The organism is Mucilaginibacter sp. 14171R-50 (assembly GCF_010093045.1).
Classification (GTDB): Bacteria; Bacteroidota; Bacteroidia; order Sphingobacteriales; family Sphingobacteriaceae; genus Mucilaginibacter.
Map to the genome: position 1 here is coordinate 2,424,474 of NZ_CP048115.1, position 24,298 is coordinate 2,448,771.

General features: G+C 41.7%; 24 protein-coding genes and 3 tRNA genes. 7 read left to right on the plus strand and 20 right to left on the minus strand.

Going from position 1 to position 24,298, the window contains the following annotated elements; all coding sequences use genetic code 11:
• Positions 1-94 precede the first annotated feature (94 nt).
• Both GWR56_RS11105 and GWR56_RS11110 read right to left on the minus strand, forming a co-directional pair.
• Positions 95-167: transfer RNA gene (locus GWR56_RS11105), tRNA-Lys, on the minus strand.
• Positions 168-296: 129 nt separating this feature from the next.
• Positions 297-1,307 (minus strand): YCF48-related protein, encoded by a 1,011-nt coding sequence (locus GWR56_RS11110; RefSeq protein WP_162431311.1) that lies wholly within the window; start codon positions 1,305-1,307, stop codon positions 297-299.
• A 113-nt stretch (positions 1,308-1,420) separates the two neighbouring features.
• Between GWR56_RS11110 and GWR56_RS11115 the strand changes: the two genes are divergently transcribed.
• Positions 1,421-1,504: transfer RNA gene (locus GWR56_RS11115), tRNA-Leu, on the plus strand.
• Positions 1,505-1,578: 74 nt separating this feature from the next.
• Positions 1,579-1,662, plus strand: a tRNA-Leu gene (locus GWR56_RS11120).
• A 46-nt stretch (positions 1,663-1,708) separates the two neighbouring features.
• Here GWR56_RS11120 and GWR56_RS11125 read toward each other — a convergent pair.
• Both GWR56_RS11125 and GWR56_RS11130 read right to left on the minus strand, forming a co-directional pair.
• The gene (locus GWR56_RS11125; protein WP_162431312.1) at positions 1,709-1,960 is read right to left on the minus strand and encodes a hypothetical protein; all 252 of its coding nucleotides are present in this window, start codon (positions 1,958-1,960) and stop codon (positions 1,709-1,711) included.
• Between the two features lie 61 nt (positions 1,961-2,021).
• Complete coding sequence (locus GWR56_RS11130; RefSeq protein WP_162431313.1) at positions 2,022-2,243, minus strand: hypothetical protein; 222 nt, start codon at positions 2,241-2,243, stop codon at positions 2,022-2,024.
• A 138-nt stretch (positions 2,244-2,381) separates the two neighbouring features.
• Here GWR56_RS11130 and GWR56_RS11135 point away from each other — a divergent pair, with 138 nt between their 5' ends.
• Complete coding sequence (locus GWR56_RS11135) at positions 2,382-3,110, plus strand: FkbM family methyltransferase (protein WP_162431314.1); 729 nt, start codon at positions 2,382-2,384, stop codon at positions 3,108-3,110.
• On the opposite strand, the gene GWR56_RS11140 is transcribed toward GWR56_RS11135, so the two are convergent.
• The 12 genes from GWR56_RS11140 to GWR56_RS11195 all read right to left on the minus strand — a co-directional run bounded on the left by GWR56_RS11140 (position 3,105) and on the right by GWR56_RS11195 (position 16,695).
• Positions 3,105-3,491: a hypothetical protein gene (locus GWR56_RS11140; protein ID WP_162431315.1), complete on the minus strand. Its 387-nt coding sequence runs from the start codon at positions 3,489-3,491 to the stop codon at positions 3,105-3,107. The genes GWR56_RS11135 and GWR56_RS11140 overlap by 6 nt on opposite strands.
• A gap of 2 nt (positions 3,492-3,493) precedes the next feature.
• The gene (locus tag GWR56_RS11145) at positions 3,494-5,059 is read right to left on the minus strand and encodes a hypothetical protein (RefSeq protein WP_162431316.1); all 1,566 of its coding nucleotides are present in this window, start codon (positions 5,057-5,059) and stop codon (positions 3,494-3,496) included.
• Between the two features lie 48 nt (positions 5,060-5,107).
• Positions 5,108-6,580, minus strand: coding sequence for a hypothetical protein (locus GWR56_RS11150; protein ID WP_162431317.1), 1,473 nt, complete (start codon positions 6,578-6,580; stop codon positions 5,108-5,110).
• Positions 6,580-7,194, minus strand: a complete 615-nt coding sequence (locus tag GWR56_RS11155; protein WP_162431318.1) for a hypothetical protein — start codon at positions 7,192-7,194, stop codon at positions 6,580-6,582. Before GWR56_RS11155 ends, GWR56_RS11150 begins: the two co-directional genes overlap by 1 nt.
• A 79-nt stretch (positions 7,195-7,273) precedes the next feature.
• Positions 7,274-8,545: a hypothetical protein gene (locus tag GWR56_RS11160; RefSeq protein WP_162431319.1), complete on the minus strand. Its 1,272-nt coding sequence runs from the start codon at positions 8,543-8,545 to the stop codon at positions 7,274-7,276.
• A gap of 336 nt (positions 8,546-8,881) precedes the next feature.
• On the minus strand, positions 8,882-9,469 hold the full coding sequence (locus tag GWR56_RS11165) for a hypothetical protein (RefSeq protein WP_162431320.1): 588 nt from the start codon (positions 9,467-9,469) through the stop codon (positions 8,882-8,884).
• Between the two features lie 104 nt (positions 9,470-9,573).
• Positions 9,574-10,782 (minus strand): hypothetical protein, encoded by a 1,209-nt coding sequence (locus GWR56_RS11170; RefSeq protein WP_162431321.1) that lies wholly within the window; start codon positions 10,780-10,782, stop codon positions 9,574-9,576.
• 105 nt (positions 10,783-10,887) lie between these two features.
• Entirely contained in the window at positions 10,888-12,072 is a 1,185-nt protein-coding gene (locus GWR56_RS11175; protein WP_162431322.1) for a head maturation protease, ClpP-related, read from the minus strand.
• Between the two features lie 645 nt (positions 12,073-12,717).
• On the minus strand, positions 12,718-13,005 hold the full coding sequence (locus GWR56_RS11180; RefSeq protein ID WP_162431323.1) for a hypothetical protein: 288 nt from the start codon (positions 13,003-13,005) through the stop codon (positions 12,718-12,720).
• 45 nt (positions 13,006-13,050) lie between these two features.
• Positions 13,051-15,465: a hypothetical protein gene (locus tag GWR56_RS11185; protein WP_162431324.1), complete on the minus strand. Its 2,415-nt coding sequence runs from the start codon at positions 15,463-15,465 to the stop codon at positions 13,051-13,053.
• A 56-nt stretch (positions 15,466-15,521) separates the two neighbouring features.
• The gene (locus GWR56_RS11190) at positions 15,522-16,121 is read right to left on the minus strand and encodes a hypothetical protein (protein ID WP_162431325.1); all 600 of its coding nucleotides are present in this window, start codon (positions 16,119-16,121) and stop codon (positions 15,522-15,524) included.
• 193 nt (positions 16,122-16,314) lie between these two features.
• A complete protein-coding gene (locus tag GWR56_RS11195; protein ID WP_162431326.1) occupies positions 16,315-16,695 on the minus strand; it encodes a hypothetical protein in 381 nt (126 codons plus the stop codon).
• A gap of 408 nt (positions 16,696-17,103) precedes the next feature.
• Here GWR56_RS11195 and GWR56_RS11200 point away from each other — a divergent pair, with 408 nt between their 5' ends.
• Positions 17,104-17,241, plus strand: coding sequence for a hypothetical protein (locus GWR56_RS11200; protein ID WP_162431327.1), 138 nt, complete (start codon positions 17,104-17,106; stop codon positions 17,239-17,241).
• 93 nt (positions 17,242-17,334) lie between these two features.
• On the opposite strand, the gene GWR56_RS11205 is transcribed toward GWR56_RS11200, so the two are convergent.
• Positions 17,335-17,472: a hypothetical protein gene (locus tag GWR56_RS11205; protein WP_162431328.1), complete on the minus strand. Its 138-nt coding sequence runs from the start codon at positions 17,470-17,472 to the stop codon at positions 17,335-17,337.
• Between the two features lie 96 nt (positions 17,473-17,568).
• Here GWR56_RS11205 and GWR56_RS11210 point away from each other — a divergent pair, with 96 nt between their 5' ends.
• A complete protein-coding gene (locus GWR56_RS11210; protein ID WP_162431329.1) occupies positions 17,569-18,228 on the plus strand; it encodes a hypothetical protein in 660 nt (219 codons plus the stop codon).
• A gap of 276 nt (positions 18,229-18,504) precedes the next feature.
• Positions 18,505-18,660: a hypothetical protein gene (locus GWR56_RS11215; protein ID WP_162431330.1), complete on the plus strand. Its 156-nt coding sequence runs from the start codon at positions 18,505-18,507 to the stop codon at positions 18,658-18,660.
• Between the two features lie 196 nt (positions 18,661-18,856).
• Here the strand turns inward: GWR56_RS11215 and GWR56_RS11220 are convergent, their stop codons facing one another.
• On the minus strand, positions 18,857-19,432 hold the full coding sequence (locus GWR56_RS11220; RefSeq protein ID WP_162431331.1) for a hypothetical protein: 576 nt from the start codon (positions 19,430-19,432) through the stop codon (positions 18,857-18,859).
• Positions 19,433-19,544: 112 nt separating this feature from the next.
• The gene (locus tag GWR56_RS11225; RefSeq protein WP_162431332.1) at positions 19,545-21,593 is read right to left on the minus strand and encodes a hypothetical protein; all 2,049 of its coding nucleotides are present in this window, start codon (positions 21,591-21,593) and stop codon (positions 19,545-19,547) included.
• Between the two features lie 66 nt (positions 21,594-21,659).
• On the opposite strand from GWR56_RS11225, the gene GWR56_RS11230 reads away from it, so the two are divergent.
• Positions 21,660-22,094: a hypothetical protein gene (locus tag GWR56_RS11230; RefSeq protein ID WP_162431333.1), complete on the plus strand. Its 435-nt coding sequence runs from the start codon at positions 21,660-21,662 to the stop codon at positions 22,092-22,094.
• Positions 22,095-22,191: 97 nt separating this feature from the next.
• Here GWR56_RS11230 and GWR56_RS11235 read toward each other — a convergent pair whose 3' ends face one another.
• Positions 22,192-24,267, minus strand: a complete 2,076-nt coding sequence (locus tag GWR56_RS11235) for a hypothetical protein (RefSeq protein ID WP_162431334.1) — start codon at positions 24,265-24,267, stop codon at positions 22,192-22,194.
• Between the last annotated feature and the right edge of the window lie 31 nt (positions 24,268-24,298).

Here is a 24,298-nt window from a genome sequence, read left to right on the forward strand (position 1 = left end):
AATTAGGACCTTACATTCGATTGATTAAAATTGGATTACGGATTACTGCAATATATAACAAAAATAGCCAGATACATTGTATCTAGCTATTCAGTGATCCCGCTGGGACTCGAACCCAGGACCCCAACATTAAAAGTGTTATGCTCTACCGGCTGAGCTACGGAATCAACTTTTAACTTTCGGCTGTTATACCGTTTCCGTTTAAAGTGGTGCAAATATAGGGTTTATTGATATATCCCGCAAGCCTATTTTTAATAAATTGTAAAGTTTACAATAAGTGCTTCAAACACAAAATTTTAAAATTTAACTATTGCCAATTTTCCTTTGTCGCCGGCCATTAAAACAAGACTGCCGTTTTTCGCCTTTTTGCATACATTGTAACTATCGCTGTCAATTTTATGCCATGTGTTACCACCATCAGTGCTTACGTTGGTCCCGGGGGTGCCGGTTGATAGAAAGGTATTCCCTTTAATATATTCAACACACGACTGATATCCAGCAGGCCCGGATGCAGGGGTACTGCCCGTATAACTTGTATGGTTTATCCGAAACAAGTAAGCTACAGAATCGGTGTGCTGGTCTTTCGCATAATTACCGCCTACAATAATTGCCCTGCCGTTACCAAACGCTACCGAGAAAGCCCCTCTGCTTGCGGTGCCGTCAGTTAACGGTAAGCTTGTGGCCGTCCACATTTGATTTATAAGCGGCGAAGTCAAAATTCGACTGTTGCTTCCACCGGTAACTATCGTTATTTTGTTAGTTACCCGCAAACAGGTACCACTTGCGGCAAATGCGGCTTCATTTTTTAAAGCAAGGGGCGCATTAACAACAGTACTCCACGTTTCGCCCCCGTCCAGGGTTTGTAACAACAGGAATTTATTGTTGATAGGATCGCCTAAAACAAAACCATGCTGTTTGTCAGAAAAATCCATTGCATCCAAAAAATATGCGGTGTCAGTTTTTTGGTATTTTATCGTCCAGCTTGTTCCTCCATCTGTTGTTTTAAGAATATAGGCCGGCGACCCGGAGGAAATAACTATAGCTTCCGTGTCAGAAAACGCTTCGATGTCTCTAAAGTCACATTTTTCAAATCCTTTTACCTGCTGCCATGTCCAGGTAAAGCCACCATCCCTGGTAACCCCAATAGTTCCGGCTGTACCACTAACCCAGGCAATGTTGTCGTTTACTACAGAAAGGCCGCGAAAGCTGTTGGGCCTGTTTTGCTCAATCGGTGTTATCTTCTGGGCTTTTAGGCAAATACCCGCGGATAATAATACTACTAGTAAGATATATTTTTTGATACCCATGCTATAAGTTTTACCGAAGTTACTTTTTGAATCGTGTTTTGCAAAATCGGCGCTTATTTTACATTTATTTTATTGGCATTGCATAAAACAATTATATTTGCAACCTCATAAATGCCCGGATGGCGAAATTGGTAAACGTTGCGGTCTCAGAAGCCGTTGAGAATTGTCTCTTGAGAGTTCGAGTCTCTCTTCGGGCACATCCATTGAAGTCTTAAGTTTAAAGTCCGAAGCTGTTAGGCGGACTTTCGACTTAAGACTTTTACTTGATAAAGCCCGGGTGGCGAAATTGGTAGACGCACCATCTTGAGGGGGTGGCATTCGTAAGGATGTACGAGTTCGAATCTCGTTCCGGGCACTGTATGATGATACCTGGATTTAGCTGCAGCTTAAACGGCGAGTGGCTATTTGAGGGTTGCAGGCCTGATCTCTTCTATTTTATTTTGTAACACGGCTACCTGCTCTTCAAGCACCTTCAGGCGCACTTCGTTTATTCGATTTTGGGCCTCCTGCTGAATCTTGACTTCGCTTATTTCCCCCTTCAATTGAAAAAAAGTTGTTAAAACTGAAGTCACAATGCTGGCAGTGCCCAATATCGTCACAACAATATTTTTTATAGTAATGCCTTTTAACTGTCGATGTTCAATAGATGTCATTTAAGTAAAGATAATCGCGCCTTATACGCGGTATTGTGTAGATGAATTGTAAATCGAGGCTTTAATCATTTAAAGGCTCATATTGTTTAACAGCAAACTGCGCCAACACTGCAATTGTACTGCCAATAGCAATTATGATGGTTGTAAGTTTTACCGGCATTCCGGTGATTTGCGAAAGCGAGGTACCCATACCGGCCAGGCCGATTCCGAAAACCTGCATCCGCTTAAAAAACGTTGGGGTGTCGCTTTTTAGGCGTTCCCAAAAGGTGTATTTTTTTTCCATAAGAATGATAATTATATAGATAGGCCATAGGAAAGCAGCGTAAACTAAGGTTGGAATATGTCATCGATCGATTTGATATAATACAAAATGATTTGTACAGTTTTGTTACTAACTTTAGAATTCTTATAAAGTGCTCAAATGAATTGGAAACTATTTATTGGACAGGCGATTGACAAGGCCGAAAACCTATTAATAAATTCACGTCTGAGTTTTGTTAAAAAAAATTACCCATATAGGCGAAACTGCATATTTGATTTAAAACGAACCATTGGAGATGCAAATGTAATTCTAGATGTAGGAGCGTATGTTGGCGACGTGGCCATACAATTTAGTAAATGGTTTCCATCAGCTAAGATTTTTGCTTTTGAACCTATAAACGAATCGTTTGATAAATTACAGCAGTCAACTAAGCGTTTTAAAAATATAAGCTCTTTTAATATTGCATTAGGAGATAAATTTGAAACCCTAGAAATCCCCGTTTATAATAGCGCAACAATCAACACCCTAAAAGAAGCTTGCTATGACGAAATAGCCCAATCCACACAAAAAGTTACCGTTTTAAGGCTAGATAATTTTTTGTCAGAACAGAAAATTACCGGTGTCATTGATATATTAAAAATTGATGTAGAGGGTTATGAGCTCGAAGTTTTAAAGGGTATGGGCGATTACTTAAAAAAAGTGAGATATATAGTTACAGAGGTTGGGTATCAAAGGACAGCTACAAAAACGCACTTTTCAGATATGGATATTTTCATGGAGAAAAACGACTTTGAAATATTCAATATTTACGAATTGAGCCCAATTTATAACGTTAGAACTAAATTACATTATTCAAATAACGTCTACATGAACAAGCATCAGCTATAGACGTTTTTCTGTTATGGAAAGAGCAAAAAAAGGATAATCGGTTAACTCAATTGCACAACTCTGAATTTTTGTTGTTTCATTTACCGTTTTCTCGGCTTCGTTCAAATCATACTCTAAACTAAAACCCTTAAATATCGTACTTTCATTATAATTCGGCTGGTCGCTCCTTATTTCAAAATACTCAAGTGCTAATCCTCTAATTTCGGCTACTTCGTTTACTTCTTGCGATCCGACTCCGGTATATGAGTATGTTTTAAGGGTTCCGGCTCTAAAATACAGACCTGAATTGTATATTGAAGAGTCATAAATCACTGATTGAGATCCAGATATATAATATAGCACACCTAGGACTAGCTCGCCGCTTAATACTTTGTAGGCCATCTTTAAGGTTTTAAATTATTGACTCGTATTGTAAATCTAAGCTTGATAAACCTGCTATTTACAGGGAATTCCACGGTGGCGCCCCTTACAAAAGCCGGGTCGCCGTTTCCCCTGATAATTGCTCCTGTGCGGCTATCTCCTAGATTGTTGGTTGTGGGTGTAATACCTGGCTCAAAATGATTAAAGGCTTCGGTTGTAAAAGGCTGAACATCGCTTAATTTCATCTCTATAGTATGCCTTTGTGGGGCTTCTAAGATCTCTCTGACTACACCGGATGTGCCGGTTGTAAAGTTAGTATGTCCGGTGACAGTCGTAAATCTTTGACCAGCGGTATAAGTCGCCGAATTGTAACTTATTGAACCTCCTTCAACAAGATAGCTTGCCGGTATCGTAAGAGTGTCACCGGCAGCCTTGGTTATGATATCTAAATCAGGGATACTATCAACGTATTGACCATTTCTGTCGGCATTAAAGTATTGAAGTGGAATGGATTTAATCTGCCTGCCCAAAGTGTTTTCTATTGTTTTTGTTTCGATAATAGCATCTATATTTGGATCAGTTGGTATGATGCTATCATCAGCTATCGTACAATTTACCGCTGTAGAGAAATCAAAATCGCCATCACCTTCAATTGCTCTGACTCTTAAACCCTGTGCTATGCTTCTTGCGCCTACATATGTCCCAAAATAGGAAAGATTTTTTGCCGGGCTATCAAATCTTAAGGAGAAATCCCCGATTGTCGGATTATTAAATTTAGGGTCGGCTATCGAACATCCGATGAAATTGGTCACTAGAGCTGGAAAAGCTATTAGATGGGCTGCACGTAAATCTGCAATAGCTCCATAATATGTAAAGCCAGTGGATAACGTAGGGCGTGCCCCGGCGAAAGCAAACCTACAATTAAAGAATAGAGAATACGAAAGGCAGGAAGCTTTATCAAACCAAATATTACAGCTATGGAAAATCATATTGATATTGTTGTTCAAAACATCATCACCAATAATACCAAGGTTAGAACAGTTATAAAAGGTTACTTGATTTTGATAACCAACCATCAAACCTGATGTATTTCCGATTCTTAAAATACCTGTACAGCTGTTTATTGTAACGTTTTTCCAACTTCTCGATGCCTGACCAAAACTTGTCATAGAGCCAAAGCAGTTTACGCAATTTTCAAACGTAACGTCGGTTAAAGGCCAATGTAAATTTGAAAAACTATTGGTCCAGTTAACAAATTTGATGTTATAGCATGTCATCATTTCCATCGATGTGAGCTGTGTCCCGTTGAAAATAACATCACCGTCACCTATACAAATAACAATTGGATCTGAAATTATTTCCCTATATACGCCACTACCGAAAATGTAGCTTACGGTTCCGCAAACAGAATAAGCTTTGGCAAACGTTTTGTAAGGCAAAAGCCTGCTGCCGTTACCGCTGATGTCGCTACCGAATAATGCTATATAGCAATACCCGGCAGGCCTTACGTTGTCCGCCCCTGCGGGTATAGTTATCCCATATTTATTTGCTACTCCGGGCCGGTAGGCCCAATTATATGTTGCACTCATAATTTTTGATTGTTCAATTTTTAAAAAGCGTTCAGGAGGGCTAGGCCGTTAATTATCCTGACATTTAAGTTTGATATTACAGCTCGCGTTACCCAAGTCGCTGTAATTATATGTTATAAAAACCCTATCATTTGCAGCATAGGCAAATGGAAATGTTTGCGAACCGGCAGGGTAAGAACCTGCGGTGCCAATTTTCAGTTTGGGGGATGTAGCGCCCGAAATAAGGATGCTGTTTACCTGCCCCCCATTTTCCATCAACACCGAAACCTCATTTAATCCATACGGATTGATCTGGTAACTTACCTTCTTTTTCTCGTCGAGTATCAACGTTATTGTCTTCAAGGCAGTCATTGCCCGCTGGTCGTCGGTACGTGCCAGGGCTTCTGCGATGGTAGCAAGTTCGACTATTCCGGGTAAGGTTTCGGTTGCATCAGGAGAACTGCCTCCGCCGGAGCTAAGCAGCCAAACATTGTCGTCGCCGTCCCAGATGTACATTTTGGCTTCGTTGCCTATCCCGGCATCCACAAAAGCATAATCCCCTGATTCTCCGGCAGGGTTAGCGGTTGAAAGTTCCGAAAGGGTGGTGTAATTACCTTTAAAATGCTGAGATAACGCTGCAAGTTTGCCTTTTTCAGCTGTGGTATAATTTTCCTGGCTTAAACCATAGCCTGTTAACTTATCCACCTTAGTGCCCAATGCGTCGCCGAGCGCAGCATTGTCCTCTGGCTGGCCAGCCAAATTAGAGAAAGAGTTTTCCAGCCAGCCGGTGTTATAATCATCATCGTCAATCTTTCCTAATATTTGCCCCGTGGCACCACCTGTAGGTATACCGTGGCCCGGATCTCCTTTTTCACCTTCCGGGCCTGTATCTCCTACCTCGCCCTGTAAGCCAATTAATGATGTGCCGGTGCCCCACATGCCTCCTGTTTTAGGCCCAAACAGTATATATGTGCTTGTATTGAGGTAAAAATCCCCGTCATTGCCGGTAAGCGAGTTTGATGGATTAGATGTGCCATTTAAAACTGTTTTGCCCGCCGGCCCCGCAGTTCCTGCGTCGCCTTTTTCGCCTTGCGGCCCTTGCGGCCCGTTTTGCATAGAAAATACCTGCGACCACGCACCTAATGCTTTACGATAAAAGATGCCTGTATTTGTATCGATATAGGTATCATTATTAACGCCGATGCCTGTGCCCGGCGCGCCCGATCCATACAAAACGGTTCCATCTTTCGCGGCATCTGCCGATGGCAGGGTATATTTTACTAACCAGGCACCGGATGTTTTTTGCGCGAACGTACCATTGGCGGTATTGATAAACAGGTCGCCGTTTTTGCCGATGGTATTTTGAGGTAAGGAAATACCAAATGAAACAGTCGCACCTGTGTTTAATCCCGAATTGATAAACTCAAGGAGACTATTAAAGCTGAACTGATAATCGGCGTTGTTTTGTATAAGTATAGATTTATCAGCCGCTGTGATAGTGCTTATAAGCGGCAGATCACTTAATTTTTTATCTATCGCCATCAGTTTAAAAATTCGGTTAGTAGTTGATTCGTACTAAAGTTGTCAGCCGGAAAGTTGAAATCTGTGATGTCAACGGAGCGAATGCGCGGACCGGCCTGTCTGCTGCTTTTATTTTTCTGGTTATAATGCCATACCGGAAAATCTTCTCTATGATCTAACAGGAAGCGTTCGGTTTCGTTAGCATAGGCATTGGCCGTGCTCCGTTGTTGCTGTACCAGTTTTATAATATCTTTTGCAGGCAAAGCATCGGCATTATCGTAACGTTTAGTTACGGGACCGGTTGCAGTGTAGTGTACGCTGTCTGCCTCAATAAAGCGGGCAAAAGCAAAATAGGAGAGTACCGGGAGCAGCCCCTGGTATAAAACAATGTAACCATTATCGTCCAGATATTCGCAGCCATTCACAAGGTCTTTATAATGTTGCGGGGCGTCGTCCTTTAACAGGCCGTCGGTATCAAGGTTCTTGATCAGATCATAATATAAGATGTAGCCTAAAAAAGGCTTCAAGTCCAGCTCCTGGGCTTTTTGTATAAATACTTTTATACGTTCCGGTTTTATGTTTGCAGCAATATCTGCATAACGCTGCAAGGCTTCGGGGGTAATTAAATTTAACATAACATAGTCCTCCAATCTCCGCCAGCCGGCGGGTAGGTTTAATATTTTGATAATCGTGAATAATTTGCCGGCCGGCATGTTAGATGCACATCGCCTCTGCTTCGTCCTGTTTAAAGCCATAAGCATATACAAGGGCGGCTATTTTGCTTTTGGCGGGAATGGCAGCTTGTAAAAGCTGGTTAATGTTTGCACCCGCTCTTATGCCGATCATATCATCAGCCACATTAGCGGGTACCGGGGTAATATTCCAGTTAGCAGTTGGGTTGATATTGCTGCAGAAATGGCTGAACAATTCTTCAAATACTTCGCTCAGTTCCTGCCTGTCGGGAGCAGTGTTGTCGTTAAACTCGCGGATAGCTTCTTTTTTTTCGCCACCGTTACTAAGGCCCGATGCTTTTTCGGCATTAACCAGTTCCTTTGGAACCGAAAAGCCTTTAATGATCCGCGCTTCTACAGATCGTTCGGTAGTTTCAAAAAGCTTATCATTGTTTTGGATAGCGTAAGGTTGAAACTCGGGTTTTGCGTTTTCGTCCTCATACTCTATCACAATTATTTTTTGCGCGCTTTTCGCACCCTGGAACGTGCCCAGATCTTTTTCTAGTTGCGAAGGTGTATTTGAATTGCCGTTATCTGCACTGTTATCAGCTTCCTCGCGGCGCGATTGCATAAACAGCATGGTAGATGGTAAAAAGCCGGTAGTTACTTCGCGGTTGTTGAAGATCTTGATACCGGCTTCGGTTTCAAAATCCTCCCATACCGAGTCGGCTTCTATCAGCGGGTAATCGCAAACCTCGGGGTTAAAATAATATAACTGACCTTTATATTTGTCCCAGCCACCGGCAGCGTTAACTTGCTGTGCAATCACCGTTTCATTGGCATTATACGCGTCCAGGAAAATTATCTTGCTGCGCATGATGTTTTTCCAGGTCTTGCGCCCCCAATCGTTATAGATCGCAAACTTATCAGCAGTTTCTGCATTATCGGTATCACCCATGCGGATGTCCTCGAACTTCACGTAGTTAACAGATGCTATTTTGAAATTTGCATTGTAATTTACATGAATGCCGAACCCTCGAAATAGCGCCTTGTCGGTTGCGATAGCTTTTAATAGCTTAGCTACCGTTAGTCCCTTCCCATTGATGATCTGCTTACCGACGGGTGCTTCTTCAAAACCGTTGCCGGCAATAAACTTTGCCCGCTTGTTCCAGCAATCTTTGGCGGTAGGGGATTGGCCAACCAACTCCAGCATACGCTGCGGATAGGCATTATCCATATCGTAGTTGAGTATGCCGAAGGTTTGATTGGGCCTTACCAGTATACGCCGTTCAATTTGTGGTAAGTAGGTTTTCATAAGCTCCCCTCACCCCCTGAACAGGGAGCCGAAACTCCAGCTCTTTTTATTCTACGTCTTTTCATTTTAGGTTTTTCCTCCTTTATTTCGAAAACTCCCCCTCCAGGGGGCTGGGGGGTAAACAGCTTTGCTATATGAGGGTATCGCTGCAAATACCATTCAGCTTCCTTATCGGTCAAGTTGTTATTGCAATGTACTGCCGGTGAGCCGGGGGCAAACTGGTGCGTGCCGGGTTTAAGAATATATTTTTTCATGAGTTTAGTTCTTGATTCATAGGTCACAGTGGGTTATATGGTTCACGATCAAATGCTATGACCAGTGAACCATCAGCTAAACTTAAACCGCAACCAATGCCTCAAGCGCTGCAATTGTGCTGGCGTAGGTAGCTGCTCCGCTTTCGGGAGCGATAGATACAGCACGGGGAGGGTATGGTTCTTTCAACTTATCCGGATTGGTTAATTTGATTTTGTAGCCGCCGTCTAAAGTTTCGTCGGCTGCGTTGCGTTCTGCTTCGGTAACAATTAGGCCGTTCACCGCGCCAAACAATTCTACGGCCGAGTCGCTGTCCTTATAGTTATTCACCGCTATGGCTCTTACGCGGCCATAACCCATTGCCATTAACTGGGCTTTAACATCGGTAGACAAGCCGGCGATATTAAAATCTATCTCCTCGGTATAGCGGGGGCCAACCTGGGTTTTAGCCAGTTTGCTCATGGTATTAAAACTGTTGTTGGTGCCTTCAAATTTGTAAACCTTGGCGGTAGCAACAGGGGTAAGGTCTGTGATGATAAGCGGGTTTGCCACATCATAGGTAAGCACCATATCATCCTGGTTAAATATGTACACTACATCTTCGATGCCCGAAGTAATTGGCCCGTTTGTGCCCAGGCTAAACCCTGCATTTATTTTATTGTAAATTGACATTATTAGTTGATTAAGTTAAGTAGTTGATTTAATTGATTGGTTGTATGGCTGATAATGAAGCGTATTACCTATTCACATAATCAACCAATCACCATTCACAGCAGTTAAGCTGATAAGTAGAACAGCTCGTTTGCAAATTTGAAGTTTACAGCCGCTTTCATCCGGGCCTTCATGCGCACCACGTTATCGTTGGTATAAGGCTTCATGTAAACGGTAGACAGTTCTGAAGCATCCCCCAAAAGGTCCACTCCAAGGAACAGGTTTGACGAGCGCGCGCCTAAGATGGTGTTGGCCTGCCAGTGGTTCATCAGTTGTAGTGGTACACCCAGGTAGTCCATCTTTTTAGGATCGGTAAAGGCGTTTAACACGTTCACCGCTTTATCTGCCTGTGCCTGCGCATAGGCATAGCCAACGTGTAAAGGTATTTGCAGGTTAAAATCTTCCTGACTGCGGTCTGCCGGATCAAGTTGTGCGTAGATGCCGGTTAATACACCTAACACGTTGCTCGCGTTGATGTAGCTAACGGTGGCCGCAGTAGATGTGCCGCTGAAAGTTGCTGCCTTGCGGGTATTTACCTCGTTGTAGTTACGTACCAGTTTAAAGGTAGTTGAACTGATAACCTGTATAAAGTACGATTGGCCCTGAACATCCACACCGCTTCCGCCGTTGGTAGTATCTTTACTTGTGCCGGTTACCGCGGTTATGGTTACCACATCGCCATCCCTTAAGGCTGCGGTACTGCTTACGGTTACTACGCCGGATGCGCTGATTGCCGTAGCTGCCATAGAGGTTTCTGATTTGCCCAGGCCTACTTTGTAGACACCGCTTGCTGCCGCGATAGATGGTAATAAACCGGTGAAAGGTGCTGTAAAGGCCGCTTCTTTGGTAGAACCCTTACCCAGCCAGTACAAGCGCTCGTTAGCTATTTGTATTTTGGTTAAGTAACGCTGCACCATAAAGTCGCTAAGGTCTACCACGCCTTCGTAATCAAGGAACGCGCCGGGTTTTAGCTGCTGGCTCTCCCATGATTGTACCAGTTTGTCCCATTGTTCCTGTTTCATAAATTCGTACACAACAGGGTCAAGGTAGCTTTCGGTTTGCTGGGCCGTGGTGCCCTGATCGGCAAATATGCCCGATGGATCTTGCAATACCACGTCGTCGTCCACATCCAGGATGATCTTGCGTTGTTTTACGTCGTTAATAACGGTTAGCAGCCCTCGCTTTACGGAGTCGGCCTCCAGCAGCGTGCTTGCCATAAATCCTGCCAGCGCTTCGCCGGCATAGGTGTTGTTTGTAAATGTAAATTGAGCCATTTGTTGATTTTAGTATTTTTAGTTAGTATCAAGTAGTAAGTATCATGTATCAAGTATTTTGGAATGAGGTTTATCCCGATACTTGATACTAAATACTCGCTACTGTTATTTCCCCACCGCTCTTTTCACCGCGTTTTGGGCCAGCGTGCTTTGCGGGGCAAAAAAGGGTTGGGTTTCGGTTTTTGCTTTGCTACTGCGTTTAGATCCTTCGGGGGTGAAGTCGCTTTTTATTTCGTTCTTCACTTCTTCGCGGGTTTTGTTGAGGCGGGTTTGCGCATCTTCAAGGGCAGCCTTCGCCTCATTAAGCAATGCGTTTTGAGCATGCAGGCGGGCTTTTATTTCCTGTAGTTTATTTTGTACTTCGCCAGGCTTTTTGGTTAGCTTAAATTTTGATGCAGGCGCTTCTTCTTGCTCATCATCGTCCTGGCCGTCAGGGGCGGGGCTTACCGTTTGCACCTTGCCTTCTTTTATGGCCAGCTGCTTGCCTTCGGGGGTGGTGTAGGTGTCGGTAACTGCGGGTTCGCTTAACTCCTCGTCCTGGTAAACCTCGGTTCCTTCGGTCATGTCACCGGCGTGGTGCAGAGTGCCTTTGTCTGTGATGGTTTGTTTGTTTACCACCCGCTTAAAAAAGTTCATGATCTTATCCAGAACGGTGGTGGTGCGTTCAATAAGTTCTCTGTTGTCCATGTTCATATTGCTTTTGTTTGTTAAGATCTTGTTGATGCAGCGCTGGTAAACTGCCGGTGCCGTATCAGTGTATTTTTTGATTAGTGCGCTGTTGATGATGGTTTCGCTGTAATCTTCAATGCTATCTACAAAACCCATATTAAGCGCCTGGTCGGCAGTCATCCAGGTGACGGAGTTGATCAAACTATTAACGGTAACCCCGTCCAACCCGGATCTGTCCATGTAGATCTGCGCCAGGCGCGATTGCACTACATTTAACATCTGCACATCTTTTAAAAGCTCATCGGCATTACCGCCGCTGCCTACCATTGGTTTGTGTATCATCAGCAGGGCATATTTGCTCATCACAATTTTGCTGCCCGCCATGGCTACTACCGACGCTGCCGACGCCGCCAGGGCATCTATGTAGGTGGTGACATTACCGGGGTACTTTTTCAGCAGATCGTAAATGGCTATGGCATCAAAGGCCGAACCACCTACCGAACTGATGTGCACCGCTACATCGGCGCCGGCAGCAGCATCTAATTGTGATTTTACATAGGCGGACGACAGGCTACCCGAGCCAATGCAATCCGTTTCGGTATCGTATAAGTATATTTTCATGTTTTGTTTTTAGTCGCGGGAAGTCGGGATGTCCGAACGTCCGGAAGATCATTAGAAGCAGTATGAAGCCCGATTGGTTTTAAATGCCGGTTGGCATATTCAAAGGTCGGGATAATTGTTTTTTGTTTTGGTCACAGTAGTTTGTCAGTGGTGTTTTTTATCGTCATCCCGAACTTGTTTCGGGATCTCATAGTACGAGTAATCCGTACGACGTTAACTTTTTCAAGAGAGCTGCTGAAACAAGTTCAGCATGACCTGGCGTTAGAACTATACAAATATCGGCACTATTATCGATTGCGATGGTGACATTACTTTGTCAGTAGTTCTTGTCATGGTGAGCTTGCCGAACCATTAGTCGCTTTACTAAGTCTTCGACAGGCTCAGACTGACAAATGTGATGAACCGAACTATACAAATATCGGGACTATAATTGATTGAAGTGGTGACAGTACTTTGTCAGTAGTTCTTGTCATGGTGAGCTTGCCGAACCATTAGTCGCTTTGCTAAGTCTTCGACAGGCTCAAACTGACAAAATTTGTGACGACCGAACTATACAAATATCGGGACTATTATTGATTGCAATGGTGACAGTACTTTGTCAGTACTTAACATTTTCGCAACAGGCACCCTAATCGCCGCACTCTCTTACTCCGAAAAGCAATTCAATGCCCGCCAAATGGTACGCTCGTCTTTTTCAAACTTTACTTCGGCCTCCAACACCGCCTGGTTTTTGCTGATGCCGCGGGTTTGTACTTGGGCGTTTACCCACAGGTAAATTTCGCGGTAGGTGAATACTTTAGTGGTGATAAACCCGGCCTTATACATAGCCGAGAAGATCCCCTCGTCGAAAAGTGTGTTTGCTGTTTGGATATTTAGCCCCCCAGCCCCCTGAAGGGGGAGTTTTTGAGAGGTAGTTTTATTAGTTTCGCTCATATTTTTAAAATTTTGTTCCCCCTTCAGGGGGTTAGGGGGCTTCGTCTACAAATTCACCCTGTTAACCGTTTGGGCCAGTATATTCTGCTGGTTGTTAACGTCTTTCACATCCACATAAATAGGGGGGAAGTTATTGATCATCTGGTAGGCCATGGTGTTGGCCAGCTCTTTTACATCGTTAACAGGTTGGCTATAGTAGCGGTTGGCGTTGCCGCCGTCGGTAAATATGCCGCCTATGGCATAGCCGCGGCCGGTGTTAGGTACCGAAAAATCCCTGCCGCCATGCGCCACGTTTATAGCGCTTACCAAATTACGAGCCCAGGGGTTACGCATCGCTTCCGACACTACCACCGCCTCGCCGCTGCGCAGGTAGGCGTTGGTGTTATCGGTACGGCTATAACCGGGCAGCAACGCACCACGACCATCAGATACGAACCGGCCGCCTTTGGCAAACGCCGGTGGTTTTTGGGCTACAATGGTGGCTATCTGCAAAGCGGTTGAGGCTATAATGCCGGGGATAACAAATGGCGCCAACACGCCCGTTTGCGCGGTTGCCTTGGTAACCGCCAGCGCGCCGTTCACTACTGCCTGCAGTACCGACATGCGCTGCTCAGCCTTGAATGCCTTTACCTTTTCCTGGGCCTCTTTTTTTTGGTATTTATCCTCAATGGCTTTGCGCTGCGTTTCGGTGAGGTTTTTATTGCTTAGCTCGCCGGCCTTGTCTTTTTCCAGCCCCTTTATTTTGGCATCGCTTGCGGATTTGATGTTGTTACCAATGATAGAGAAAGCTTTATCTGCCACCTGCTGGGCAGTGTTCAGGGCAAAATCCTTGCGCTGCTGCTCGTACTTTTGAGCTAACTCCGTTTGGGCCTGTTGGCTTTTTTCCTTTATTTCTTTTATTTTTTCTTCGTTACCCTGGGCCTGGAAAATCTCGAAAGCAAATTTATCCTCTATCAGCTTTTTCTCGGCCTCAAACTGTTTCCATGGTAGTATGGCTTTTTTTACATTTTTCTCGTCCTGTTCAATACCCTTTTTCCGGCTTTCAGCTTCTGCTACTTGTTTTGAATGTTCCAAAGTAGCCTGCATGTCCCGTTTGATAAACTCATTGGTCATCTTGCCTATAGACTGATGATATTGTTCCTGCAGTTCGCGGCTTTTTTTATTGTATTCGGCCTGGTTAATAAGTTTCTTATTGATTTGCTTATCCAGCAAGGCCATTTCCTGGTCGTAAGCTTTTTTATCGGACTGAATAGTTTCCGTTAACGTTTTGGCATGTGCAGCCATTAGTTGTTCGCCACTGGGCGCATCCGGTTTGGGCGATTTAGGTTCGTTGCGTTTTGACGGAACGGATATTTTAATCTCGTTAACAGAATACATGTTTAAGGTTTTCTTAGTTTCATTTATTCGTTTGATAATAGGTTTTGCTTTAGCTTCAAAATCTTTAGAACCTGCATCCAATTTATCAAGTTCTTTTTGTTGATTGGCTAACTGTATTTCCCAATATGATTTATCGCGAGCCTTATTCAAATCAGGTTTTGGTGCATATCTTACGAGGGACTCAGATAAAGTTTTATCAAGTAAACTTATCTTTTTCAGAATGTCTGCATCTTTTTTGGCAACTTCTGTAAAGGCTTTTTCTGCGGGCTTTCGCACATCAATATAACCTTCGCTTCCTTCAACATAGCCGGCTCCTGTGCTATAACCTAATTGTTTGAAAGGTTCTTTGCTTTTTCTCTTTCCCGTTCTGAAATCTTCTACTAATCGCTTCTTTTCATCATATTCGGGTTTTAATGTCAGTCGCTGTTTCACTAAATCAACTCTTTGAGATTGGATTGCTTCTTCCATTGCCTTTCTATTTAAAGAAGCCGTATACTCATTTAATAAACCAATTCCTTCCTTTGTTTTGATGTTTTCAAGTGTCAGGTTGTTTAAGTATTGAGGTGAAAGGTTATTCAGTTGTTTAACGGCCTCTAATTTGTTTTCTTTAGATAGTGTATCACTATTGGCAATATTAACCAACATCCCTAATTGGGATATTTCATCAGATACGTTGGTTATATACGAGGCCATTACATCTTTGTAAGTTCTTAATGCTTCAGCGGCTTCTTTCGTTTTATCTGATTGAAACATATCGCTTAAAAAGTCAAGCACCTGCGGACCGTATGTTGTTATGAGGGTAAAAGCTACTGAGGCAACATTTGTCCAGCTTTTAAATACGTCGCTTGCCGTTTTGATAACCTTTTTACAGGTATCGTAAGTTTCGTATAATTCTTTAACTACCCCTTTAATTTTTGTGCCCCAAGTTACACTTTCCCTATTTTGATTATTGTATTTTATTATTTCCTTATTAACATTATCTATTGAAGATTTTAAACTATCAAAGGCAGCTTTGTATTGCGGGATTTGATTTAAACTGTCGGCGTTGATATTAATATCAACATTGATTTTTTGATCTGACATGTATTTATGATTTATATTCTATTTGGCATAATTATTAAGTAAAAAGCAAGTGCTTCTTATTTAATAGACGTTATTTTATTGCTTGCAAAAAATGGATCTACATACACCAGGCTATCAGCTAAAGTGTAACCATCAGGTAGTTCAGTGTTGCTAAATTCGAAGCGATAAATCTTTTTATTAGGCTTAAGTGCATAAAATGTAGCATAATATAATTTATCCTGGTTAAGCGGCTTTAAACGTGTTATCAAGGCAGCTTGATATTCTCCAAGAACTGTAACTTTGCTTTTTAAAATTTCCTTGGTATCAAAATACGACATAAGGTATGTTAGATATGGCTTTGAATTTGGGTTTCGGGCAACTTTTAAAAAAAGCATACGTTGATCCGGCGACATCATAATAATATCCTTGACTTCTTCTTCTGTCATGGGCCTTATCATTCGCAAGGCCGCAATTGCGGTTTCTTTATTTTTTGAGCCTATTGAGGCATTTGAGGCATACACTTTATCTCCCCGTTCAAATCCTTCTGTTTTAAATGTATAAATATAAACGGCGTAAAGCCTTTGGAAATTAAGATAGATAAGCAACCCTATTGCCAAAACAATAAGAGAGATATATACCGATCTTAAAAGGAGCTTAGAATTTTTAGAGTTATTCATCACAATAGATTATTTAATACCATAATTTAGTTTTTGCTAATTTTATTGGTAAATATAAAGATGCGATTTAGTAAAAGCAAATAAGTTTTTGATTATGCGAGATTTGGTTTTGGCATTTTTAAAAATTGATTTTTAAAGTTTAAAACCGTTGCGTTTAAGGAGTCTTTACCGGTAAATAATGCTTTGGCAAAGTTTAATATTTCGGGAAGGAAAGCGGTAATAATAGCAAGGCCCCTGTTAAGCTTACAGCTAATGCTTTTAATTCTATTTTAAATGCTTTAAGAATGCCTATCCCAGTTGAGAAAACGTTTAAGGTCTTAGTGAATTTTTCATCTATATCTTCACCAATAGTTGTGGCCTCCTTATTTTGACTATTAAGTTTACTTAATGAATCTGTGTATTTGGATAAATTTTTATCAAGTGCGTTTAGATTGTTTGAAAATGAATTCAGTGGTTGTGACAAGTTATTAACTGAATTACGGAAAGAATCAAAAGAATGAGTGTATTTGTCTATTTGTTTTTGCCCGTCATCGTTGATTATCACATCAACTGACATTTTGTTATCGTTCGCCATGTTAGTATAATTGTTTTATTTAAAAGAAGAATATGAGAAAATTGAGATTTAAAACTTTTGGTGGAATTTCGAAGGATGAGAAACTTGCAGATTTTATTAACGAAAATAATATCAAACAGGAAGATATACTTCAAATTGTATGTAAAACCGGGAACGGTGATTTTAGCCTCTTTTACTATACCAAAGAATAGTAATCTTTATCTAACTGTTCTTTAGTATCAGATGTTGAAATTTGTGCCAAATGGCATTTAATTGGCTTTAAATAGCTGCGATAGCCCACTTATCGGGTTACGTAAGCTATCAAAATGATTTAACGTAGTATCTATTTGTTTCTGTCCATCACCAGATACGGTAACATCGACAGAAATTTTATTATCATTGGCCATATTAATATTTAAAGAAAAAATTATGAAAGAATTAAACGTAAAAGCTTTTCGTATCCGACAAGATCTGATAGAATTTGTTAAGGAGTTTAATATTAAAAGAGAAGATATTTTAATTATTACCGAAGCATTAGGTGGGCCGACACTATGGTATTATGCATAACTTGAAAATGAAGTTGTAGGTGTGATAAGCTATTTATTGAGCTGCGTAAGCTATCAAACTATTTAACGTAGTTGTTAATCTCCAGATGTGCCTTTAAACTATCGGCAAATTCCGGTAGCTTATGTTAAGGCCAATCACCGAACTCTTTAAATTATCGAGCGCTTCTTTATATTTTTTGGCTCTCTCAATATCATCGTTAGTAATACCAATATTTTGTGAATCTGTATTCATATTATATGTTAATTATGTTATTTGGAATATTAGTTTTAGTATGATTAGGTATATGCCAATTATATTAGCATTTTTAAAAGAAATAAACCTTATCAGATGAGATGTATTAAACCACTTTTAGCTGTTGTATTAAGTATCACACTATTTGGATGCCAAAATCAAACTAAAGAAAAAGCCATAAACGCAAATAAAAATGTTCAGACCCAGGATACTAAAGCTGACTCTGATTTGCGTCCGAAAGATCAGATCTATTTTTTAAATAAGGTTCGTGCCGAATCTGATTATAGTATCACTTCAAACTCAATAAAAAAGGATGCACATATAGAAGATTTTAATAAGTATGCAAAAGATACCCTCAAAGAATTTAAAAACTGGGAGTTTATTGTTGATGAAGTTAATGATAATAGGTCTGATGCAAACACTATAAGTCAAATATTTGGGTGGGATGAAAATCCCATTTATAACTTGAAAGTGGTTTCCCCTATAAAAGTTGACAATTCTGTTGACACTATCGCTATTGATAACAGGGTTAACTTCACCTATACTATTCCAAAGTTGCCCAAAGGCGCGCCGCTAAAAAAGCAATTAACACTTATTAAAGACTTGAACAAGGGCGACACCATAATAGTATCTGGCGCAGTTACTCACTTTAATAATAAAGGGAAGATAGATTTTGCAACCTTTTATGACCAAGACCTTCCATGGAATATTGACCTTATGGTTAGTGATATTTGGAAAAAAGGGAAACATCAATAAGACAACAGCATTTTTAGATAGGTTGCAAAGAAAACTATTGCCCGGTTTTAGGACGAAGTTGCAAACTTCGACCAGTGGGGGGACAAATTCTTATTCAAAGTGTTTATGTTACCTGAAAATGAATTTAAAAGCTGAGATAGGCTATTGACAGCACTTCGCAAAGCATTAAATGAATTTATGTATTTGTTAACATTGTTTTGACGTCAATGCTAATATTAATAGAAATTTTGTCGTCGTCTGCCATGTCATTTATTATTATTGATAAATAAAAAAGTTATGAGAAAATTAATATTTAAAGAGTTTTCAGGTTGGTCGAAAGAAGAGAAACTTGCAAATTTTGTTAACGAGAATAACATTCAGCAAAAAGATATTTTAAATGTTATATATCGGACACTTGCAGGAGATATAGTGATTTTTTATTACATAGAATAGTACGCTGGGTGGGTAAATAATAGTCCAAAGGCTGCTTTGTATTGAGGGATTTGATTTAAACTGTCGGCGTTGATATTAATATCAACAGTAATTTTTGATCTGATATATTATTATGTATTAAATGCCTATTGGCATAATTTAATGGAAAATATAAGCCGCAATGCGGTTTATTACAAATTGGTTAATACGTTTATTTTCAATGTGTCCCTTTAATGTCAGTTAAATCAACAGATAGTTCCAGGTTGCTAAAAGTAGACTCTTCGTCACCAGAAGGGCTATGCGTTATTACATTTATGCCATCGGATAAACTTTTAACAATATTTCCAGAAATTAGAACCTCGTCACCTTTTTTTATGGCTCTTAACTGATCTTTAATTTTACTATCTTTATCCAAAATAGTATTTACAAGTATTAAGGAATTAAATTCGGGGTATTTGTCTTCACGCCAATTAGCATTAGGTACCATTAGCTCAACTTTTATATACTTAGCTAAATCAGTTTCTCCAACTTCAATCTCATTTACTATTGCTACCCAATTATCAATCTTCAGATGGTTTAAAACATAGTTGGATACATCTTTCTTTCCCTTTTCAAGAAACTCCTTTTTAGTGATCTCATTGTTTTGTCGCTGAAAAGCAGAGTCTATTAGGTTTAATTCTTTAATAAACTCCAACTCATTTTTGGGCATTGCAGTGTAGGTGTATTTTGAATTTGTTTTCTGTGTACAAGCACTCAAGAAAAATGGAAGCACCAAAAAGTAATACTTTTTCATAATAAGGTTTTGGTAATAATAAGGTTTTGCTAATTTTATTGGTAAATGTATTGATAGTTTTTAACAATTCAAAAACATTTTTTTTAAATTATTAGCTGCTTAACAGCATCCTTTACCCCAATTTCACCAACTCCACCTTCACCGGCTGGCCTTTGCGCCAGCTGTCTATCTTGTTAATGTAATAGTATGCGCTGTCCTGCTCCAGGTAAATGGGGATGAGCAGGTCAAGCTCCAGGATATCACGCGGGGTAAGCATAAAATAGCGTTCAACTTTTTTGGTTTGCTGCAGTATTTTCTCCAGTTCGGGGTAGTATTTAAGTCGCAGGTCTTCCCATTGCAGGCTGTGTGTGCCGCCGCTTTTATAAAAGTATGGTACGGATATCACATCGTTATACACCCGGGTTACGGCACCATCGGTAAAGGTAATTTGTTTACTGTATTGTTTCAGGTCGTAATGTTCATTGATCAGTATACGCGGCTGGGTGCTTATACTAAAATCAATCGTTTCAGGGTCATCCCTGGTGTCAACCTTTAGTATCTGCGCTATGCTGCCGTTAAGGTAGGGGCGGTTAAGGGTGGCGGCAAACTGGCTCTCAAATAAATCGGCGTTCAGGGGCAGGGTTTTATCGGCAATTTTAATTTGACTGTTGCCAAACTTTTGCGGAAAAATGCCCTCGTCCTCTTTATACAGCAAATTATTTATCTGCGCATAATTACCTAACTGGAAGGTAACAGTTTTACCCTGGTCCAGGCATTTGCCGGTCCAGTTGAGCGCCCTGGGTATGTTTTCTACAATATCCCTGAAGGATGAAAAGGTTACCATGCGGTTGGTGTTATCGGTTTGGCAGATAATGCCGAAACGCTGCAGGGTATCTTTCAGCAGATCTTTTTGGGTGATATCGGGGAAGATGCGCTCGCACTGCACTTGTTGGCCGTACAGCACATCGTGATTATCGGCAGTGATGGATAATTCGCAATTTGCCGGCATGCTGAAATCAGAGCCGGTGTATCCCTGAAACACATAAACAACCATTAACTGGCAACCCGGGACAAGTTCGGCAGGGGCAGAGAGGGTAACCAACTCGGTAGTTTTTTTTGAGCCGGTGATATTAGCATAGTTGATCGGTTGGTCAAGAATAGCATCTGTCAAGTCGAATTGTGTTGCTGTTAAATCTGTATCGCCATTTATAGGGTCATGGAAAAATAGCCTGATCTCCACATTGGATTTGTAATCACTTGAAAGGCGACCATGAAAATAAAACGAGGGTATTTTTAAGGTCATATTAACTTTAACAACAGATGTAGCCGTATAGACGCCCGTGGATGGGTTGTAGTTGCCATTCTTATTATTCACCACATTTACAAAGGGGATTATACCTGTTGCCTTGTGGGTGTTGGGATGCGATGCCTGAAAATTACGACCCAGCGTAGCCAGTACCCCCTGCTCATCCGGCGACTTCTGATAATCGGTACCATGCTCAAAGCTATCACCTGCAAACTGCACGATCAGCTTTTCGTACATGGGCTGCTTCAGTAAAAACGAATCGGGGTTAACCTTGTACCCGGCCAGGGCAACAAACTTATCGATAGCGGTTTTCAGGAAGAAACCCGGCCGCATGTAGCGCACATCTATTTGCGGGTTGTTTACAAAATCGGCGGGGATAAGCCCATAATCAACCACAGGCCATATCCAGCCATCGGTGTTCGTTTGCGAATTAACAACGCTGGCTACCTTCCACGTGTGCATGTATTGCTCAAAGGCTTTGCGTGCACCTGTGGTGGTAGTGCTATCGCCCATGTCATAGATCTTTACATCCAGTGCGTCAAAAAAATCAACGTTGCCGCTTAGTACTGTGATGGCCGCGGTATCGTTATCAACGCTGTTTAAAACGGCCAGCCCGGCGGGTACAATTTCCAGCCCGTCCTGAATGATCCTGGCCTGGTAGTTATCGTACGGGAGAGAAGTGGTAAAAGCCACATCATCCGGAAAACCTAATATTTGCCGGTTGCGCTGCGTAAGCGGCAGCTTAAACTGGTTGCTGGTATTTCCTTGCTGGTTTTTTACCTCGGCCAGGTTATTTATCTGGAAGGTGAGCGCAACGGGGCTATCGTCGGCCAGGTCAACAAGTTCGTCGTTTATGTATAGTTGGAGTTGGTTCATTTATTTAAAAAATGATAATAGAAAAATTAATATGTTTGGTTACTTAACCATTAAACGCCTCATTACATGAAATTTAAAGTTCTTTTATTGCTAACCCTATTTACAGCAGGCTTAACAGCCTGCAAAAAGGAAAGTAAGAATGTTGCCGCTTCAATTGAAGGCGAATGGCATGCAACAGCATATAAAGTTGCTACGGTTGTTAATGGCGCGGAACAGGTATCATCGGATACAAAGTATGATCCCGCGGACCCAAGTACCCATTTTACTTTTTATGATAATGGCACTGGAATGCAACACCCCGCTGACCCAATTTACGCGAATCTGGTTAGCTTCAATTATACCCTTGAAAATTCTGTATTGACCGTTAAGCCCATGTTCTTCCTTGTAAATCATAACACTTTTACTGTAACCAAACTGTCTGACAGTGAGATAACGCTTACCATAAAGAACAATAATACAGACGGCTCACATACTTTGCAAGTGCTGAGTTTAAGTAAATGACCCGCTGGCTAACGGGTATCAAAAGGTTTGTTGTTTATGTGTTGATAAGTAAAGTTTGATAACTTTTAATACTTTAAATTCAACATTACAACAGGCATTACTGCACCTGTATATTAATGGCCGGCATGTTAAACGTAACGCTGAATGGCGCCTGGCCATTGCGGGTTTCGTACTCGCTGTAAGTTGCTGTGTTGATGACAATGGTTTGCCATTTAACCGGGTTTTTGTTTACCAGCATTTGCACCTTAGGCGAGTACTTGATGGACTGTAAACCTTTAATATCGGCGACAGAAAGGTCCTCGGCCACTACCTTTACCTTTTGGCCGGCGGTTTTACTTATTACTTCTTCAATGCTGTCCTGGTGTTCCCAGTCGCTTACGTAGTTTTTAATGATCACAGCATTTTGCACGTCGAGGCTTACTTCCTGGTTGTAAATAAACCGGTAGTAATTCCAGCTCCCGCTTAGGCCGATCCACCGCAGGTAAACCGATTGGTCGTCAATCGCGTCGTCAACCCGTATGGTTTGCTTTTGGGTAACAGTGTGCGTAACATCGTCAGAATCATCATACTTAAGGGCTACGTCCAGGTAATAAACATCTTCAGCAAACGGACCCGGGATAAGCAAGCGATTAAGGCCGAGCTGTTCGGGCAGCTGTACTATCAGCTGGTTTTGATCGGCAATTACAAATTTGCTGCCGTCCTCGGTAAGCAGCCACGAGCCGTCATCGTTAAGCAGGTGCTGTATTTGCGGGCCACCTGGCAATGGGTTACGGTTAATATCCAACAGGGTAAACTCACCGTACAAGTCGCGGCCTACCATGTCTTCACTGTAAATAAAGCTGATATCAAAAGGGTAGTTATTACTGTAGGCCGGTTCGGCAAAATCGGTTATCCATCGGGCTTTATCCGCACCATTAGGTGCCGTGCTAAAAGGTACGTAAGCCGCCAGGTTGCCGCCATAACGCTCGCCTAATTGTTTGGCTGCATATACCACATAGTAAGGGTGGTCGATAAAATTAAACACCGGTGTATGGCCTTCCCATTCTTCGGCGTAGGCTATTTTATAGCTGGCGCTCAGGTTATCGTCCCTGTAATTACTTTGGGTATAATCACTTGCGTCCTTAGCGCGCAATAGGCTTTGTAAAAAGTTCGAAATATCTGCCTTTGTTATGCCTTTATTATTGGGGCGGTTGGTGGATATGATGCTGCTCTCCGTCCCTGTTAGTTTGTCAAAAAAAGTAACACGGGTAAGTATTTTATAATATGGCCTTAAACGGTTTATGTTGATAAAGCCCGTGCTGCCCGCTGTAAAGGGTGTATCAATAACCAGTATATTATTGGCGTATTTTTCGGTAACCTTAAATGTGCCTGTGCAGGCGGGCGTTTCTATATAGATCAAATCCCCTGCTGTAACAGCCGATGCATCATCACTGATAACTACACGTGTTTTACCGTTTATAGTGTGCAATTGCAAGTCGGTAACGTAAAAGTCCTTACGCTGATAGGTGAATACAACCGGGTTGAAAGCAGCGTTCCAGCGGGATATATTACCGCCCGGCAATGTAACCGACGGATCTGAAACAAGTAGGTTGTTAACCGTAGGTATATAAAACGTTTTGCTTGATGTTTGTCCGTTTGCATCTGTTATAACAATTGTATGCGTCCCGCCCGCAAGGCCGGTAAATATTGGCGAGGCCTGCGAAGTGATCCCATCAATTGCATAACCCAAGGGTAAGTAGGTAGCACTTGCATTTATCGTAACTTGGCCGTTGTGAGCTCCTGAAGATGTTTCCGGGCTAATATCTAAGCTGATGATCTGGATATCGCCGGGTGGGGGCGGGGGCAAGGGCACCTCGCCGCCGGTAATAGAAACTATCTCAAATTTTTTTGCAGCGGAGGAAACCACATGGTAGGGCCTGTCAAAAATAACGCGTCCAACTTCTCCTTCGTAGATCACCACGCTTAAACCGGGAACAAACGCGCTTAGGGTTGATGTATTGTTAAACTCGTCGGTTAATTTGTAGGTAACCTTACAGTTGTTGCCATTTGTAGGGTTTCCGGTTACAGGGTCGTAAATGGCTATAGATACACGGGCCTGCTGCGACCTGCTATTGTTACTATCCAATATTACTGACGGCAGGTTATAGGTTTCGATATTGGCTATCAAATTCATTTTGGTGATGGTTAAAATTAAAGGCTTAAAA

Excerpts from the sequence above, each read along its gene's own strand:
- GWR56_RS11205 (WP_162431328.1), bottom strand. The coding sequence starts at position 17,472 with ATGAATACAGATTCACAAAATATTGGTATTACTAACGATGATATTGAG.
- GWR56_RS11150 (WP_162431317.1), bottom strand. The coding sequence starts at position 6,580 with ATGGCGATAGATAAAAAATTAAGTGATCTGCCGCTTATAAGCACTATC.
- GWR56_RS11190 (WP_162431325.1), bottom strand. The coding sequence starts at position 16,121 with ATGAATAACTCTAAAAATTCTAAGCTCCTTTTAAGATCGGTATATATC.
- GWR56_RS11195 (WP_162431326.1), bottom strand. The coding sequence starts at position 16,695 with ATGGCGAACGATAACAAAATGTCAGTTGATGTGATAATCAACGATGAC.
- GWR56_RS11225 (WP_162431332.1), bottom strand. The coding sequence starts at position 21,593 with ATGAACCAACTCCAACTATACATAAACGACGAACTTGTTGACCTGGCC.
- GWR56_RS11170 (WP_162431321.1), bottom strand. The coding sequence starts at position 10,782 with ATGGCTCAATTTACATTTACAAACAACACCTATGCCGGCGAAGCGCTG.
- GWR56_RS11130 (WP_162431313.1), bottom strand. The coding sequence starts at position 2,243 with ATGGAAAAAAAATACACCTTTTGGGAACGCCTAAAAAGCGACACCCCA.
- GWR56_RS11155 (WP_162431318.1), bottom strand. The coding sequence starts at position 7,194 with ATGTTAAATTTAATTACCCCCGAAGCCTTGCAGCGTTATGCAGATATT.
- GWR56_RS11200 (WP_162431327.1), top strand. The coding sequence starts at position 17,104 with ATGAAAGAATTAAACGTAAAAGCTTTTCGTATCCGACAAGATCTGATA.
- GWR56_RS11220 (WP_162431331.1), bottom strand. The coding sequence starts at position 19,432 with ATGAAAAAGTATTACTTTTTGGTGCTTCCATTTTTCTTGAGTGCTTGT.
- GWR56_RS11110 (WP_162431311.1), bottom strand. The coding sequence starts at position 1,307 with ATGGGTATCAAAAAATATATCTTACTAGTAGTATTATTATCCGCGGGT.
- GWR56_RS11185 (WP_162431324.1), bottom strand. The coding sequence starts at position 15,465 with ATGTCAGATCAAAAAATCAATGTTGATATTAATATCAACGCCGACAGT.
- GWR56_RS11140 (WP_162431315.1), bottom strand. The coding sequence starts at position 3,491 with ATGGCCTACAAAGTATTAAGCGGCGAGCTAGTCCTAGGTGTGCTATAT.
- GWR56_RS11230 (WP_162431333.1), top strand. The coding sequence starts at position 21,660 with ATGAAATTTAAAGTTCTTTTATTGCTAACCCTATTTACAGCAGGCTTA.
- GWR56_RS11145 (WP_162431316.1), bottom strand. The coding sequence starts at position 5,059 with ATGAGTGCAACATATAATTGGGCCTACCGGCCCGGAGTAGCAAATAAA.
- GWR56_RS11215 (WP_162431330.1), top strand. The coding sequence starts at position 18,505 with ATGAGAAAATTAATATTTAAAGAGTTTTCAGGTTGGTCGAAAGAAGAG.
- GWR56_RS11165 (WP_162431320.1), bottom strand. The coding sequence starts at position 9,469 with ATGTCAATTTACAATAAAATAAATGCAGGGTTTAGCCTGGGCACAAAC.
- GWR56_RS11180 (WP_162431323.1), bottom strand. The coding sequence starts at position 13,005 with ATGAGCGAAACTAATAAAACTACCTCTCAAAAACTCCCCCTTCAGGGG.
- GWR56_RS11175 (WP_162431322.1), bottom strand. The coding sequence starts at position 12,072 with ATGAAAATATACTTATACGATACCGAAACGGATTGCATTGGCTCGGGT.
- GWR56_RS11160 (WP_162431319.1), bottom strand. The coding sequence starts at position 8,545 with ATGAAAACCTACTTACCACAAATTGAACGGCGTATACTGGTAAGGCCC.
- GWR56_RS11210 (WP_162431329.1), top strand. The coding sequence starts at position 17,569 with ATGAGATGTATTAAACCACTTTTAGCTGTTGTATTAAGTATCACACTA.
- GWR56_RS11125 (WP_162431312.1), bottom strand. The coding sequence starts at position 1,960 with ATGACATCTATTGAACATCGACAGTTAAAAGGCATTACTATAAAAAAT.
- GWR56_RS11235 (WP_162431334.1), bottom strand. The coding sequence starts at position 24,267 with ATGAATTTGATAGCCAATATCGAAACCTATAACCTGCCGTCAGTAATA.
- GWR56_RS11135 (WP_162431314.1), top strand. The coding sequence starts at position 2,382 with ATGAATTGGAAACTATTTATTGGACAGGCGATTGACAAGGCCGAAAAC.